The 14,572-nt window shown below is 55.8% G+C and carries 12 protein-coding genes; 11 read left to right on the forward strand and 1 reads right to left on the reverse strand.

What is annotated here, in order from left to right; all coding sequences use genetic code 11:
• Nucleotides 1-9: 9 nt before the first annotated feature.
• The 7 genes from HUE57_RS13710 to HUE57_RS13740 all read left to right on the forward strand — a co-directional run bounded on the left by HUE57_RS13710 (nt 10) and on the right by HUE57_RS13740 (nt 9,508).
• Complete coding sequence (locus HUE57_RS13710) at nt 10-831, forward strand: CbbQ/NirQ/NorQ/GpvN family protein (RefSeq protein ID WP_078482239.1); 822 nt, start codon at nt 10-12, stop codon at nt 829-831.
• The gene (locus HUE57_RS13715) at nt 812-1,234 is read left to right on the forward strand and encodes a magnetosome magnetite crystal formation protein family (RefSeq protein WP_078482238.1); all 423 of its coding nucleotides are present in this window, start codon (nt 812-814) and stop codon (nt 1,232-1,234) included. The genes HUE57_RS13710 and HUE57_RS13715 overlap by 20 nt, the downstream gene beginning before the upstream one ends.
• Nucleotides 1,231-2,199, forward strand: coding sequence for a 4Fe-4S binding protein (locus HUE57_RS13720; protein ID WP_236725595.1), 969 nt, complete (start codon nt 1,231-1,233; stop codon nt 2,197-2,199). The genes HUE57_RS13715 and HUE57_RS13720 overlap by 4 nt, the downstream gene beginning before the upstream one ends.
• A complete protein-coding gene (locus HUE57_RS13725; RefSeq protein WP_174673381.1) occupies nt 2,199-4,034 on the forward strand; it encodes a nitric oxide reductase activation protein NorD in 1,836 nt (611 codons plus the stop codon). Before HUE57_RS13720 ends, HUE57_RS13725 begins: the two co-directional genes overlap by 1 nt.
• A 298-nt stretch (nt 4,035-4,332) precedes the next feature.
• The gene (locus HUE57_RS13730) at nt 4,333-4,923 is read left to right on the forward strand and encodes a c-type cytochrome (RefSeq protein WP_078482235.1); all 591 of its coding nucleotides are present in this window, start codon (nt 4,333-4,335) and stop codon (nt 4,921-4,923) included.
• A gap of 15 nt (nt 4,924-4,938) precedes the next feature.
• The gene (locus HUE57_RS13735) at nt 4,939-6,240 is read left to right on the forward strand and encodes an FCSD flavin-binding domain-containing protein (RefSeq protein ID WP_078482234.1); all 1,302 of its coding nucleotides are present in this window, start codon (nt 4,939-4,941) and stop codon (nt 6,238-6,240) included.
• A 352-nt stretch (nt 6,241-6,592) separates the two neighbouring features.
• Nucleotides 6,593-9,508, forward strand: a complete 2,916-nt coding sequence (locus tag HUE57_RS13740) for an EAL domain-containing protein (RefSeq protein ID WP_174673382.1) — start codon at nt 6,593-6,595, stop codon at nt 9,506-9,508.
• Between the two features lie 74 nt (nt 9,509-9,582).
• Here the strand turns inward: HUE57_RS13740 and guaB are convergent, their stop codons facing one another.
• Nucleotides 9,583-11,043 carry an IMP dehydrogenase gene (guaB, locus tag HUE57_RS13745; RefSeq protein WP_078482232.1) on the reverse strand — a complete coding sequence of 487 codons (1,461 nt, stop codon included), beginning with the start codon at nt 11,041-11,043 and terminating at the stop codon, nt 9,583-9,585.
• A gap of 153 nt (nt 11,044-11,196) precedes the next feature.
• On the opposite strand from guaB, the gene xseA reads away from it, so the two are divergent.
• The 4 genes from xseA to HUE57_RS13765 all read left to right on the forward strand — a co-directional run bounded on the left by xseA (nt 11,197) and on the right by HUE57_RS13765 (nt 14,549).
• Nucleotides 11,197-12,582, forward strand: a complete 1,386-nt coding sequence (xseA, locus tag HUE57_RS13750) for an exodeoxyribonuclease VII large subunit (protein WP_236725594.1) — start codon at nt 11,197-11,199, stop codon at nt 12,580-12,582.
• Nucleotides 12,575-13,384 carry a M23 family metallopeptidase gene (locus HUE57_RS13755; RefSeq protein ID WP_078482231.1) on the forward strand — a complete coding sequence of 270 codons (810 nt, stop codon included), beginning with the start codon at nt 12,575-12,577 and terminating at the stop codon, nt 13,382-13,384. The genes xseA and HUE57_RS13755 overlap by 8 nt, the downstream gene beginning before the upstream one ends.
• 123 nt (nt 13,385-13,507) lie before the next feature.
• Nucleotides 13,508-14,008 carry an FKBP-type peptidyl-prolyl cis-trans isomerase gene (locus tag HUE57_RS13760; RefSeq protein ID WP_078482230.1) on the forward strand — a complete coding sequence of 167 codons (501 nt, stop codon included), beginning with the start codon at nt 13,508-13,510 and terminating at the stop codon, nt 14,006-14,008.
• A gap of 346 nt (nt 14,009-14,354) precedes the next feature.
• The gene (locus HUE57_RS13765; protein ID WP_174673383.1) at nt 14,355-14,549 is read left to right on the forward strand and encodes a hypothetical protein; all 195 of its coding nucleotides are present in this window, start codon (nt 14,355-14,357) and stop codon (nt 14,547-14,549) included.
• The last annotated feature ends 23 nt before the right edge of the window (nt 14,550-14,572 follow it).

Here is a 14,572-nt window from a genome sequence, read left to right on the forward strand (position 1 = left end):
GGAGTAACGATGGAAGCCGGTGTTGTTAAGACCCAGGATGAGATCGCACAGGATGATCTGCCCTTCTATAAACATCAGGGCGATGAGGTACGGCTCTTTGAGCACGCCTACAAACATCAGCTACCGGTCCTTATCAAGGGACCGACCGGTTGTGGCAAGACGCGTTTTGTCGCTCACATGGCAGCGCGTCTTGGACGTCCACTCTACACCGTCGCCTGCCACGATGATCTCACCGCCGCCGATCTGGTCGGTCGCTATCTGATTGGTGAGGGCAGCACCTACTGGAGCGACGGCCCCTTGACCCGCGCCGTACGCGAAGGGGCGATCTGCTATCTCGACGAGGTGGTCGAGGCGCGCAAGGACACCACCGTGGTGCTGCATCCCCTCTCCGATGATCGTCGCATCCTGCCGATTGAGCGCACCGGCGAAACACTCGAGGCACCGCCCGGTTTCATGCTGGTGGTCTCCTACAACCCCGGCTACCAGAACCTGCTCAAGGGGATGAAACCCTCCACCCGGCAGCGCTTTGTCGGCATGCGTTTCAGCTATCCCGCTGCCGAGCATGAGAAGGAGATCCTGATCGGCGAGACCGGTATTGATGCCCTGCTCGCCACCCGCCTGGTGGCACTGGCCAACGCACTTCGCTCACTCAAGGATCACGATCTTGAGGAGGCCGCCTCGACCCGTCTGCTGGTCTACACCGCCACCCTGATCAAGGGTGGTTACGAGCCACTGGAGGCGTGTCGCGCCGCACTGGTCGAGCCACTGACCGATGATCTCGAAACCGTCGATGCACTGATGGAAGTGGTCTATGCCACATTCGGACGCTAACGAAGCGCTTACTCCCGACACCTCAGCGCGACGCCTTGCGGTCCTTGCTGAGGTGCTCTATCTATCCAACCTGCTGATCCTGCCCGGCATCGCCTTTCTCTGGCTGCTTTCGCTCTATCTAAAGCACCGCAACTCAGCAGTCCCACTGGCCCGCTGCCACCTGTCGCAGACACTGCGCGCCAGCATCTGGGCCGGACTGCTGCTGGTAATCGTCAGCGTCGCCGTCTTCGCACTGGGTGGTTTTTCTAGCGGTTATACCTGGATGGTAGTGATCCTCTATGTGACCACCTGCCACACCACGCTGGTGCTGCTCGGCATGATCGGTCTCGCCAAGGCAATGGCGGGACGCAACTTCCGCTATCCGCTGATCGGTACAGCCTGTGATGAAGAGGTTGGATCGTGACCCTGCAGCAGAAGCGACTGGCCGTTCGCACGGCATTTTTCGTGCTGTTCGTGGTGGCACCGCCACTCGACATCTTTCGCTTCGACCTGACACTCAACCACTTCATCCTCTTCGGTCAGCCATGGACGCTCGGCCTCACCGCCTTCGTCAATGGCGAGATAGGTGCAGGCGAGGCGGCGTTCAACATCGTAGTGCGCGGCTTTCTGCCAATCGTCATCGGTGCGGTACTGCTGATCGGAACCGCCTGGCGCTACGGTCGGCTCTACTGTGGCTGGCTCTGCCCCCACTTCTCGGTAGTGGAGATGATCAACTCACTGATGCTCAAAGCGAGCGGTAAGCCCACCCTCTGGGAACCAAAATCGCTGCCTGAACAACAACTCAACGGATCACTACTCACACCCGATCAGAAGTACTGGATTCTGGTGATCGTTGCCGTGGTCGGCTTCGCCTTTCTCTGGGCAGTGAGCCTGCTCACCTATCTGCTTCCACCCAAAGAGATCTATACCAACCTGTTTAACGGTGAGCTGACGCGCAATCAGTCGATCTTCATCTTCGCGGCAACCACCGTACTGGCGCTGGAGTTCCTTCTCGCCCGTCACCTCTTCTGTCGCTTCGGCTGTGCCGTGGGGCTGTTTCAGAGTCTCGCCTGGATGGGAAATCGCAAGGCGATGGTGGTCGGCTTCGATAGCCAGAAGGTCTCCAACTGTATCGACTGCAACGCGGCCTGTGATAACGCCTGCCCGATGCGCCTCAAACCGCGCTCAATCAAACGTAAGATGTTTACCTGTACCCAATGCGCCCAGTGTATCGACGCCTGTGATCAGGCACAGGGAAGTCGCGGCAAGGATAACCTGCTGCTCTGGCTTGAGAACGACTGCGCACGTCACATCTCTGAACACGAGTTTGGTCACGCCCCCGATCTACCACGAGACTGTTTCAACAAAAACGACCAGGAGAGCAACTAGTGGAAGAGCACGTCGGTGCACTCTGGCACCGTTTTATCACCCGCGCTGCCTACACCGGTTATCCCGATGCCGCCGTTACACTGAACGAAGTAGCGCGTACGGTCAGCGTACTGTTTCGCGCCCTGGGTGGTGATGGTGCACTGCGTGTCGAGGCGGCCGAGGAGAGCACCAGCAACGCGCGTCGCGGCTGGCTGCAACGTATCGCCAAGGGTGAGGAGAAGATCACCCTGGCGTGGCGTGATGAGCAGGCACTACGTCTGCCCGCCATCATCGATCTCTTTCCCAAACGTGAACTGAATCGAAAACTCTACAGCTGGCTGGCCGCACTGGCAGCGGCCGATGATGAACTCAACAACAGCAACTGGCTACAGCATAATCAGCAGCTGACGCTCAAGACCCTGCAGCGCTATCCCGGCATGCTCGACTACTACACCGAGCTGGTCGCTGCACACATACAACTTCGTCCCGGCATCGACAAACTCCCCCACGAAGAGGCGCAGGTAGAGCAGCTACTACGCCGTGCCTTGCTCGAGCCCGGTAGTGTTGAGTCGCTGCCGGATGAACTGCGTGAGCCTCACCCGGTCCCGCTCTGGCTCCACCCCAACCCACCTCTGACTAATAGCACCACACAATCACCGCGAAGTGATGCCGGAGATGAGAGCAGTGGCGATAGTGAGAAGGCTAAGGGCGAGCAGAAGCGCAAAGCGAAACGAACTGACATGCCGGAGAAGAACCGCGGCCTGATTGCGATGCGCTGGGAGGCGATCTTCGCCCACTCCGAATTTATCAAGGTCGATCGCAGCACCGACGAAGAGGATGATCTTGAGAGCGCTGAACAGATCGCCGATGATCTCGATGAGCTGAGTATCTCCCAGGATAAAACCACCAGCAGCAAACGGATCAAGTTCGATCTAGACCTCCCCTCAGAGGCAAGCGACGACATCAAGCTGGGTGACGGTATCAAGCTGCCAGAGTGGAACTATAAAAAGCGTGAACTACGCGATGATTATTGCCTACTGCAACCAATGGTTGCTGCTGAGGCAGAACCCTGTGAATTACCCCAACATCTACGCCGCAGTGCACGACGGGTTAAAAACCGTTTTCAGCTGCTGGCACCGAGTCGAGTCTGGTTACGGGGGCAGCCCGATGGCAGCGAGATCGATCTCGACGCCTATGAGCGCTTTGCAGCACAGCTCGCCTCAGGCCATGCACAAGGCGACGCTCGCCTCTATCGCGACATGCGCAATGGCGGTCGTGATCTGGCATGTCTACTACTCGCCGATCTCTCACTCTCCACCGATAGCTGGATCGATACCAACCTGCGTATCGTCGATGTGATTCGCGACACCCTGTTCCTCTTCTCTGAAGCACTCAGCTCGATGGATGATCGCTTCGCCCTCTACGGCTTCTCCTCACGCCATCGAGACCATGTCCGTTTGCACACATTCAAAACCTTCGATGAGCGATACAGTCCAAAGATTCGCGGTCGCCTGGCAGCCATCAAGCCTGGATTCTACACCCGTATGGGTGCCGCGATACGCCACGCCAGCAATCTACTCGAACCACAACCATGCAAGCAGAAACTGCTCCTGCTGCTGACTGACGGAAAGCCGAACGACCTCGATCAGTACGAAGGGCGTTACGGTATCGAAGATACACGCATGGCGATTATCGAAGCACGTCGCAAGGGGCTACGCCCCTTCTGTGTCACCATCGATGAACAGGGAAATGACTACCTGCCCCACCTCTTCGGCCAGGGGGGCTATGTTGTTATTCGCAAGGCCTCTGAACTGCCACAGCGCCTACCCCAGCTCTACCTCAATCTCACTCAATAACTTAATTAGCAAGTAATAAATTACTAACTATCATTCATGCGTCAGCATGACGAAAAGCCTATATATACAGTCTCATCCCAACAACAAATAGGTCATATGACCTATTTATCGTTTATTATTTTGCTCTTGTAAAAACACTTTGAAATGACAGGTCATTTTGTTTTAGACTCCATAGTCATTAGGGACATCCCTAACGACATGAAGGAGCGTAACAACTCACCATACAAACAATAACAATCGATCGATCTGTAGAACCATCAAGTAATAATAATCAACATAAATAATTGACGGAGGATCTATGGTTTCTAAAAAAACCATTCTTACCCCACTACTCGCTGCTGGCGCACTATTAGCCAGTTCATCTGTATTTGCCGCTGGACCAACAGCAGAAACGCTGGCCGGCACCTGTTCAGCCTGTCACGGCTATCAGGGCAACAGCGTCGGCATCATGCCCTCAATCGCTGGTTCTACAGCTGAGTACTTCACCGACACCATGAAGGCGTTCAAGAGCGGCGAACGTAAAGCGACAGTAATGGGGCGTGTTGCCAAGGGTTATAGTGATGAGGATATCGGCAAGATGGCCGGTTACTTCTCCCAGCAAAAACCAGTCGGTATGAAGCAGAGCTTCGATCGTACTGATGCAGCGCTGGGTAAGAAGCTTCACGATGAGTATTGCGAAAAGTGCCATGAAGATGGCGGCCGCAACAATGAAGAAGGTCCGGTTCTCTCCGGACAATCGAAGCTCTACCTCACCTACTCAATGGAAGACTTCAAAATGAGCCACCGCGAGGGGCCGAAGAAGATGTCCAAGAAAGTTAAGAGCATGGTTGAGAAGCATGGCAAAGGCGGCGTTGATGCCGTTCTCAACTACTACGCCAGCCAGCAGTAAGGAGAGCTAAAGATTATGAGTAATTTCAATCGTCGTGATTTTCTTAAAATTTCCGGTGGCCTCGCCGTCGGCGCTACTGTTGTCGGCTGTGCAACCAATCTTGGTGGCGCTGCCAAGGCTCGCGTTGTCGTTGTAGGTGGTGGTGTCGGTGGTGCAACCGCTGCCAAGTACCTCCGCATGATGGATCCAGCAATCCACGTCACCCTTATCGAACCCAACAAGCACTACCACACCTGTTTTATGAGTAACGAGGTACTCTCGGGTGATCGCAGCATCAAGGATATCGAGTTCGGCTACGCCGGTCTCGCTGGCCATGGTGTCAACATCGTGCACGATACCGTTACCGGCATCGATGCCGAGAAACGGATGGTCAAGACCGCCGATGGTGACAGCTTCATGTACGATCGCTGCATCGTCTCACCCGGCATCAGCTTCACATGGGGTGCCATCGAGGGCTATGACGCCAAGGTCGCCGAGAAGATTCCCCACGCCTGGAAGGCGGGTCCTCAGACTGTCACCCTGCGTAAGCAGCTTGAGGCGATGCGCAACGGCGGCACCGTGGTCATCGCTGCACCGACCAATCCGTTCCGCTGTCCTCCTGGGCCCTACGAGCGTGCAAGTCTGATCGCCAAGTACCTGAAGACGCACAAACCGAAGTCGAAGATCATCATTCTCGATCCCAAGGATAAGTTCGCCAAGAAGGGACTGTTCACCCAGGGTTGGAAACGCCTCTACGGCTACGGCACCGACAACAGCCTGATCGAGTGGGTTGGCGGCGCGGCTGGCGGTAAGGTGGAGAGTGTCGAGGCCAACAACATGGTGATCAACTCTCAGGTCGAGAGCATCAAGGCCGATGTGATGAACGTCATCCCACCACAGAAGGCTGGCAAGATCGCCTTCAGTGCTGGGCTGGTCAACAAGAAGGGTTGGTGCCCTGTCGATGTGGCGACCTTCGAGTCACACATCCACAAGGGTGTACATGTACTCGGTGATGCCAGCATCGCTACCAAGATGCCGAAGTCTGGCTACAGTGCCAATATCCAGGCCAAGGCGTGTGCTTCGGCGATTGTTGCCATGCTCAACGAGAAAGAGCCCGGTGTTCCCTCCTACCAGAACACCTGCTACAGCATCGTTGGCGAGAACTACGGTATCTCGGTCGGCATGATCTACAAGTACAGCAAGGCGAAGAACCTGGTTACCCCGATCAAGGGTTCCGGTGGCGTCACTCCAAAGGATGCATCGATGGAGACACTCAAGCGTGAGGCACACTATGCTCACGGTTGGTTCGACAACATTACCCACGATATCTTCGGATAAGGCCGCAACAGCAGTAATGAGCGGGGCTATATGCCCCGCTTTTTTTTGCCCAAAACCTCACTCCTGCCAGCTCAGTCGAGCACTCACCTACCATCACCATCCTCCAAAACAACCAACGTAAAGATTGATAGTTAACCACATGATTAACTTACTTAATCAGTAAGCTTTTCACTCATTATCTACCTACGAGTGAGGATACTAATTTGACTCATTCTCACCTATGATCTGGTGATTAACATTGGTAATTATGTACACCACATCTCGAGAGCTGCTTTAGCCGCAACGACGGTCTGATTGCTGTATGGGAAAACTGCTTTTTAAAATCAAAGGCTGGGCCTGGATCCTCACTGCGGTGTGGTCGGTCGTTATACTCGTCAGCTACTTCTGGAACTCCCATCAGGTTCAATCCCTACTGCTCGATCAGGCCCGCACTGAACTACGTGCCAACTTCTTTAAGGATCAGACCTTCCGTCTCTGGGCCACAAAACACGGTGGCGTCTACGTTCCAGTCACCGAGACACAGAAACCCGACCCCTACGTCGAGTTCCTGCCTGAGCGTGATATTGTCACCTCCTCTGGAAAGACCCTCACCCTGATAAATCCCGCCCTGATGGTGCGCCAGTTCAATGAACTGGCCAAATCCAAGTTCGGAGCCGAGGGACATATCAGTGGAATCAAACCACTCAATCCAATCAATACCGCTGATGAGTGGGAATTCAAGTCTTTCGATATGTTCAAGCGTGGCGCTAAGGAGTTCACTGAAGTCACCAGCATGAACAACGAACCCTACCTACGACTGATTCGTCCCATGCATATGGCGGCCCCCTGCCTCAAGTGTCACGCCCAACAGGGATTTACGGTCGGCGATCTGGCCGGCGGTGTTAGTGTCTCGGTTCCATTGACCCCCATTGAACGCCTCAGAGAGATGCGCATGATCACTCTGGGTGCGGGTCACACATTCATCTGGGTACTGGGTCTAACCGGCATCGGCATCGCCAGACGACAAATCATCACACGGGTGGAAGAACGCGAGCAGATATTTGATTCACTACAGGAGAATGAGGCACGAACCCGTGCCATCGTCTCCAGCTCGCTCGATGCAATTATCACCGCCGACGCCAACGGCATCATCACCGGCTGGAACGAGCAGGCTTCAACCATCTTTGGCTGGTCCGAACAGGATACACTGGGCGAGGTACTCTCCAATCTGATCGTACCCGAACGGCTGCGAGAGGCTCACAACCACGGATTACAGAGAGCCGCAGCAAGCAGCCAGGTACATGAACTCAACCGTCGTGTTGAGGTGGTTGGACTCAACCGCGATGGGCAGGAGTTTCCCGTCGAACTCTCCATCACCACCTTCTATATCGATGGTGAGATCGCCTTTACTGCCTTTATTCGCGACATCTCGGACCGCAAGGCGGCTGAGGAGAAGATCGAACGCGACTACGCATCGCAACAACTAATTGCTTCAGTGCTGGAAACCTCCCTTCAACCCGCCCCCTTTGAGCAACGCCTAGAACAGATTTTACATCAGCTTCTGGCCACCTCCTGGTTAAACCTGCAGGGCAAGGGGGCGGTTTATCTCGTTAATGACAGTGGCGACACACTGGAGATGGCAACCCAGTCCGGCATGCCTGCCAAGACTGTCGAGAAGTGTGCTACCGTTCCTCTCGGAGTCTGTCTTTGTGGTCAGGCTGCCGCCACTGGCGAGGTCATCTACAAGGCGTGCGTCGATGATGACCATCACCGGATCGACTCCGGCTCAGAACAGCATGGTCACTACTGCCTGCCGATCAAGAGTAGTGACCGACTGCTCGGCATACTCACCCTCTACCTCGATCACGACCATCAGCGAAGTGAGGAGGAGATCCAGCTGCTCTCAACCATCAGCCACACCATCGGAGGCATGATTCAACGTAATGAGGCCGAACAGAGCCTGCTGCACAACGCCTACCACGACGACCTGACGGGGCTACCCAATCGGTTACTCTTCATGGATCGCCTTGCGCAGGCGATGGCTCGCCATGAACGCAATCAAGACTACAAATTTGCCGTACTGTTTCTCGATCTCGATCGTTTTAAGGTGATCAACGACAGCCTGGGTCATAGCTTCGGTGACAAACTTTTGGTCAAGGTAGCCAAACGCCTTGAGAGCTGTAGCCGACCAACTGACACCGTTGCACGCCTCGGTGGCGATGAGTTCACCATGCTAATCGAAGGTCCTGAATCGGAACTCGATATCTCACGTGTCACCAGTCGCATCCACTCCGAACTGCGCAATCCCATCGATCTGATTGGTCACGAGATCTTTGCCCCCTGTAGTATCGGTATCGCCTTTGGCAACAGCGACTATAAAGAACCAGAGGAGATCCTTCGAGACGCCGACACCGCGATGTATCGTGCCAAATCGGAGAGCAGCATTCAGACCGTCTTCTTCGATGAGGCGATGCACACCTCTGCCCTCTCCCGCCTCACCATGGAGACCGACCTGCGCCGCGCCTTCGAGAACCAGGAGCTCTCGGTCCACTATCAACCCATTGTCGCCGCAGCCACCGGAGAGATCGAGGGCTTCGAAGCACTGGCACGTTGGCAACGCAGTGATGGCAGCATGGTCTCACCGGTTGAGTTCATACCAGTGGCTGAGGAGACAGGGCTGATCAACGAACTGGGTATGTGGGTACTGCATCAGGCCTGTAAACACACCAAACAGTGGCGCGAAGCACACCCGAAATTCAAAGACCTCTACATCAGCGTCAATCTCTCCGGCAAACAGCTTCTTCAGGCCGATCTGTTTAACTGCATTGAGACGATCTTGTTGGGTGTCGGCTTCGATCCAAGCTGCCTGAGACTGGAGATAACCGAAAGCACCCTGATGGCCGACACCACCGCCAATAACAATCTGCTGACCAAGTTCCGTGACCGTGGATATCGCTTCTATATCGATGATTTCGGCACCGGTTACTCATCACTCAGCTATCTGCACAGCTTCCCCTTTGAGGCGCTCAAGATCGACCGCTCCTTTGTGCTCAATCTCGATCAGGGCAGTGAGCATATCGACATGGTGGAGACCATCGTCGCCATCGCACACAACTTTGGTATGGAGGTAATTGCCGAGGGGGTCGAGACCGAGGCACACCTCAAACAGCTACGAGATCTCGGTTGTGAACGCCTGCAGGGTTATCTCTTCTCTCGTCCACTGCCGCCCGAAGCAGTTTCAGAGCTACTGGCCAATCCGGAAAAGATTGCCATTAAGCAAACCGATTAAACGGACGCATACAAACTCCACACAATAAAAAACGGCCCCGAGGGGCCGTTTCTATTCCCAAACTAGTGACGTCGCTAAACGCGATAGTTAGGCGCTTCCTTTGTGATCTGTACGTCATGGACGTGAGACTCTGAGAGACCCGAATTGGTGATTCGTACAAATTCAGGTTTGGTACGCATCTCCTCAATGGTGGCACAGCCCATGTAACCCATCGATGAACGCAGGCCGCCAAGCAGCTGATGGATAACCGGCTGCATCGATCCCTTGAACGGGACACGACCCTCGATACCCTCGGGTACCAGCTTATCTGCCTCGGTACTCTCCTGGAAGTAACGATCTGACGAACCCTGCGAGCCACCCATCGCTCCGAGAGAACCCATACCTCGGTAGGACTTGTAGGAGCGCCCCTGGAACAGCTCAACCTCGCCCGGCGCCTCTTCGGTACCAGCCAGCATTGAGCCAACCATGATGGTGTAACCGCCGGCGACAACCGCCTTAGCCATATCACCCGAGAAGCGAATACCGCCATCGGCGATCAACGGGACACCCGTACCTTCAAGCGCCTGGGCAACGTTATCAATAGCTGAAATCTGCGGTACACCGACACCGGCAACGATACGGGTGGTACAGATCGAACCGGGACCGATACCAACCTTAACCGCATCGGCACCCGCCTCGACCAGCGCCTTAGCTGCCGCACCAGTGGCAATGTTGCCGCCAATCACCTGCAGACTTGGGAAGTTTTTCTTCACCCATGCAACACGATCGAGTACACCCTGCGAGTGGCCGTGAGCGGTATCGACAACCACCACGTCAACACCGGCGTTGTAGAGCGCTTCGATACGCTCATCGGTACCGGCACCGACACCAACCGCCGCGCCAACACGCAGGCTGCCGTTCTCATCCTTACAGGCGTTGGGCTTGTCGGTCGCCTTCTGAATGTCCTTAACGGTAATCATGCCGCGCAGGTGGAATCCATCATCCACAACCAGCACCTTCTCAATGCGGTGCTCATGCAGCAGCTTCTGTACATCTTCTTTGTTGGCACCCTCTTTAACAGTAACCAGTTGATCCTTAGGGGTCATGATGGTGGAGACCGGCTCGTCGAAGTGGGTCTCGAAACGCATATCACGACTAGTAACGATACCGACCAGGTCCTCGCCATCGACGACAGGCACACCGGAGATCTTCTCTGCGCGGGTCAGCTCGATCAGCTCACCGATGCTCAGGGTGGGTGCTACGGTAATCGGATCCTTGATCACACCACTCTCGAACTTCTTCACCATCCGTACCTGACGCGCCTGTTCATCAGCGGTCATGTTCTTGTGGATGATGCCGATGCCACCCTCCTGGGCCAGGGCGATGGCAAGACGGTGTTCGGTGACGGTGTCCATCGCCGCCGAGAGGATCGGAATATTAAGATTGATACCGCGGGTCAGCTTGGTGCTGAGATCAACATCTTTGGGCAGCACATTGGAGTGTGCGGGAACCAGTAGAACGTCGTCGAATGTGAGGGCTTCCTGGGCGATGCGCATGGTTTCCTGACTCCTTATAAAGCGGTGAATATAAGGGATGGCATTATAGTGACTGGCTGCTGTTCGGTAAACCTGATTTAGACCTTTCTCAGAGAGATTCCAGCCCGTTTCATCGAAAAGCGCCCCTATTCGCCCAGCCGAAGCAGCTCGGGTATGATCGACCGAATGCGTCCAACAGTGCCAAATTCAGCCCCCCAGCGCGGCGAACGGGAGATCTACACCGTCTCGCGCCTCACCCGCGAGGTGCGCATGCTGCTCGAGGGGAGCCTGCCGATGCTCTGGGTCGAGGGGGAGATCTCCAACCTCGCCCAACCCGCCTCGGGCCACATCTACTTCACCCTCAAGGATGCAAACTCGCAGGTCCGCTGTGCGATGTTTCGTAACCGTCGTCAGATGGTCCGCTTCAAGCCGGAAAACGGTATGCAGGTGCAGATCCGCGCCCGTGCTGGGCTCTACGAGGCACGCGGTGAGTTCCAGCTGGTTGCCGAATCAATGCAGGAGGCGGGAGCCGGTGCGCTGCAACGCGAGTTCGAGGCACTGAAACGCAAACTCGCCGCTGAGGGGCTCTTTGATGAAACGAGCAAGATCCCCCTGCCCACCCTGCCGAAACGGATTGGAGTCATCACCTCCCCTACCGGCGCGGCAGTACGCGACATCATCTCGGTGCTAAAACGCCGCTTCCCGGCGATCCCGATCACCATCTATCCGGTCGCGGTTCAGGGTGAGGGCGCCGCGGAGCAGATCGCCGATGCGATCGACACTGCCGTTGATCGCTACGAGTGCGACGTGTTGATCGTCGGTCGCGGTGGCGGCTCGCTCGAGGATCTCTGGGCCTTCAATGAAGAGGTCGTAGCACGCGCCATTTTCGACAGCTCAATCCCGATCGTCAGCGCCGTTGGCCATGAGATCGACTTCACCATCGCCGACTTCGTCGCCGATGTACGCGCCCCGACCCCCTCGGCCGCCGCCGAACTGCTCTCCCCCGACCGGGACGAGATTGAAACCCGTATTGCCATGCTGCAGCGTCGCATCACCGCACGCCATCAGAGTCAGGTCGGGGAGCGTTCACAACGCATCAACTGGCTCGCCAGTCGTCTACAGCGCCTCCATCCGGGACAACAGCTACGCGGCCAGTACCAGCGACTCGATGAGCTATCGATGCGTTTGAGCAATACCGTCCGCGCTCAACTACGCAGTCGCCACGCTCGACTCGATACACTCAACGCACACCTGCAGCGTTATCGGCCACACCACCGCATCGAAACGCTGAGTAACCGGCTCAGCACTACCCGTAGCCGACTCCACACCACCATGCAGCGCCGACTCGAGCAGCAACGCCAGCAGTTCACTGCTGCCGCCCGAGCGCTCGATACCGTCAGCCCACTTGCCACCCTCGATCGTGGCTACGCCATCGTGCGTCGCCAGGATGATCAGCAGATCATTCGTCAGGCCGCAGAGCTACAACCGGGTGAACGTGTGGAGACGAGGCTGTCTAAAGGAAACCTGATATGCACCGTCGAGGAGTGCAACGATGATTAGAGCCCTACTATTTATTGTCACACTCAGCTTTACCACCCTGCTCAGTGCTGCCTCTCTGCCCAAGTCACTGTCGGTACCCGGCGGTGTGGCACTGATCGATATAGCTGCGGCCACCAGCGCCAAGCCCTATGTGAGCTATGCCAAGCGTCGCACCATGGTGGTCGAGTCTGAGGGACGCTGGATGGCTGTAGTCGGTATTCCTCTTTCGGCCAAACTCGGTCAACACAAGGTCACCATCAAGGGCGGCGGCAGCAAAAGCTTCGATGTCTCCCACAAGGAGTATCGCAGCCAGCACCTGACGGTGAAGAACAAGCGCCACGTCAATCCCAACCAGAAGGATCTCGACCGCATCTGGAAAGAGTCGAAGCTGATGAAGGCCGCCTTCACCCACTGGCTCGATCAGGATCAGATTCCGCTCAACTTCGCAGCCCCGGTCGATGGGCCGCGCAGCAGCAGCTTCGGCCTGCGCCGCTTCTTCAACGGTGAACCGCGCAATCCCCATAGCGGTATGGATATCGCAGCGCCCGAAGGCACACCGATCAAGGCGCCCGGCGCAGGTGAAGTAGTACTCACCGGTAACTACTTCTTCAATGGCAACACCGTACTGATCGACCACGGTCAAGGGCTGGTCACCCTCTACTGCCACCTCTCACGTATCGACGTCAAAGCGGGCCAGTGGCTCGGTGAAGGTGATCTGATCGGTGCCGTCGGCAAGACCGGCCGTGTAACCGGCCCCCATTTACACTGGAGCGTCAGCCTCAACAACAACCGCATCGACCCGGCGCTGTTTCTTACCGACTAAGCCAGTCAAACAGCACCGCTAAATGGCGCTAAGCCAGTAGTGGCGGGGGCTGGCGGTTTGGCTTACCTCCAATATCAGCGTATGCTGTTCGACTTTCTTTAATCACTATTTACGGATCACTACATGCAAATCGCCAACAATATGGTCGTCAGCTTCGAGTACACCCTTACCGACAAGGAAGGTAACGTCATCGACTCATCCGAGGGTCGTGAGCCCCTCGCCTACATCCACGGCACCGGCAGCATCATCCCCGGTCTGGAGAAAGAGATGGAAGGCAAGAGCGTCGACCACGAGATGAAGGTCACCGTCTCACCCGAAGAGGGCTACGGCGAGCGTGACGATCAGGCGATTCAGGACATCCCTCGTGATCGTTTCGAGAACGCAGACGAGATCACCGTCGGCATGCAGTTCCACACCCAGAACGAGCAAGGCGTACAGATCGTCACCGTCATCAGCACCACCGATGAGTCAATCCAGGTAGACGCCAACCACCCCCTCGCCGGTGAGACCCTCAGCTTCGATGTGAAGATCGTAGAAGTCCGCGAAGCCAGCCAGGAAGAGCTCGACCACGGCCACATCCACGGACCAGGTGGTCACGATCACGGCGAAGAGGCCGAAGGTTGATAACAGCCTGATCAAAAAGCAGTAACCAAGACACCCCTTTATTGGGGTGTTTTTATCTAAAGAAAGGCAACAGGTGACAGGCTAGATGCAAAACTCAAGATCTGATCCCGTGCTTTCCCAGAGGCTTTGTTGTTTATGGCCTCCAAGAGGCAGACTCCACTCTCAAACTTGCAAACACCCACATCACTGGGTAATTTCCACATAACCCTGCCAGCCTTAAGGGATGAGACCCAATTGAATGGATGCAGCAAACCACCACTTCGTACTTTGGCCGAATATCACAATAAATGTGCAGATCACATAATCATCTGTTAGCTTTTCCGGGAGTCGCTATTTTTGCGAAAGTTTGTTTTGGACATCCAAGCCCAAGCAAACAGCAAAACTTCACGCGACCGTTTATGCCTGCGGCGCCCCGACGTCCTGCGTTCGTTGCGTAATCACCTCTTCGCGGCTCTACACAACTCCCTCAGTGACTCTACGCCGACATAAAGCCGCTGCTGCATCTTCTCCGTCGTTCGCTCGCGCTCTCAACTACGAATAGGCAGACGGCGTCGACTATCGGGG

The sequence above is a fragment of the Candidatus Reidiella endopervernicosa genome (assembly GCF_013343005.1).
GTDB lineage: Bacteria > Pseudomonadota > Gammaproteobacteria.